At 77.7% G+C, this 1235-nt stretch carries 1 protein-coding gene; it reads right to left on the bottom strand.

The window, feature by feature from the left end; all coding sequences use genetic code 11:
- Positions 1–1235: hypothetical protein (locus tag ABZ371_RS32725; RefSeq protein WP_358686597.1), on the bottom strand; the 1235-nt coding region annotated here is incomplete at both ends.

Genomic DNA, 1235 nt, shown 5'->3' with positions numbered 1-1235 from the left:
GAACCCGCCGAACCTGCCCGGGCCCGGGTTGAGCCGCTGCTTGAGCGCCGCGTTAAGGGCCACGGTGCCCGCCGGGCCTCCGTGGCCGACGGTGATCACCTGGGTGTCCGGCACGGGCACCCCGATCACCCGCGGGACCGAGTCGGCGACCAGCTGCACCGTGCGGTGGACCGCCTCACCCGCGTCGCGGACGGGCACGATCACGACCTCCTTGCCGGGGGCGTCGACCTGGCCGAGCTCACCGATGCCGATCCCCGAGACCAGCTCGCCGATCGGCCCGGGATCGGGAGTCCGCGACACCACCTGCGGGCACGACCGCGCCGCCAGGACGTCCCCGAAGACCCGGCCCGCACCGGCGGAGCCGAGCACGCCCGGGTCGCCGCTCAGCACCAGTCGCGCCCCGTCCGCGAGGGACTCCACCAGCATCGCCGCAGCCTCCACGCCCAGCTGGGGCGCGTCGAGGACGACCAGCAGGTCGAGGTCGAGCGCCCCGTCCGCGTCGCGGCCCGGGCCCGCGGCACCGGAGAGCAGGTCCCAGAGGGTGACGGCGGCCCGCGGATCACCGGCCGCGGCGGCCAGCCTGCGGCGGCCGTCCTCGCTGTGGGTGGTGCCGAGAGCCCGCAGCCCCAGCTTCTTCGCGGCGGTGATCAGGGCGGCGGGCTCGTCCCGGGCACTCTCCCCGCCGCTGTGGGCGACCAGCCCCGCGCCCGCGACCGCCCGGATCAGCTCCCCGGCGGACGGTGACGGGGCAGCGGCGGCGGCCGGCCCCCAGTCGGCTCCCTCCCCGCAGGAGTTGACCAGCCGGGCCAGGCCGTCCGCGAGGCTCTCCTCGGCCAGGGCGTACCGGTCCAGGCCGAGCAGGAGCCGTACGTGCTCCTCCCCGCCCTGCGAGGACTCCTCGGCGCCCTCCTCGGCGCCCTCGGTGTCCCGTGCCCCGGGCCCGGCGGCCTCCCCGGCGTCCACGCCGTCCTGGAAGACGAGCACGACACCCTCCGCCACTGCGTGCCGGACGGCCGCCTCCGGATCGGGAACCGCGTACCCGGCGAGCGCGGCGCGCACCTCGGACGCTTCCAGTGCCGTGTGCCCCCGCAGGGCCGCCCGCTCCAGCAGCCAGCCCACGAGAGCGGCCGTGCGCCGCTCGTCGCCGGGTCCGCTCCCGGCGCCGAGCAGGGCCCTCGCGAAGCCGTCGGCCTGCTCGGGCCGGACGCCGGGCACGGAGAGCAACTGCCAGGGGT

The sequence above is a fragment of the Streptomyces sp. NPDC005899 genome, from assembly GCF_040629645.1.
GTDB lineage: Bacteria > Actinomycetota > Actinomycetes > Streptomycetales > Streptomycetaceae > Streptomyces.
The sequence above is the reverse complement of the archived record's forward strand: the minus strand, read 5'-3'. Positions and strand labels throughout refer to the sequence as shown.